Source organism: Pseudoalteromonas sp. SIMBA_162 (assembly GCF_046535955.1).
Lineage (GTDB): Bacteria > Pseudomonadota > Gammaproteobacteria > Enterobacterales > Alteromonadaceae > Pseudoalteromonas > Pseudoalteromonas marina.
The window spans coordinates 1-278 of record NZ_JAWJBQ010000292.1; the positions used below are offsets into that span (position 1 = coordinate 1).

A 278-nucleotide genomic window follows, 5' to 3' on the forward strand; every position below is an offset into this window, starting at 1 on the left:
GTTGCGCAAGCTGAGCGCATTCAGCCAACCACTGGCACCGCCAGTACAGGGGCCATTGGAGCCCGGGATGGTGGTATTGAAGACAATCAGATCACCACGGACAGCCGGGATGGTCACCAGACGCTCACCAGAGTCCGGTAGCTCCAGGTACCAGCCGTACTGCATACCATTATTGTTCTGATTGGAGTAATCGACGCCTACCCCCGTGACCGTACGCGCGTCACTCACGCCACTGATATTGGAGAAGCTCTGCTTTTCCAGCTGGCCATGATGACGGC

At 57.6% G+C, this 278-nt stretch carries 1 protein-coding gene; it reads right to left on the reverse strand.

The window, feature by feature from the left end; translation table 11 throughout:
- Positions 1-278: hypothetical protein (locus R0J88_RS19735; RefSeq protein ID WP_410900837.1), on the reverse strand; the 278-nt coding region annotated here is incomplete at both ends.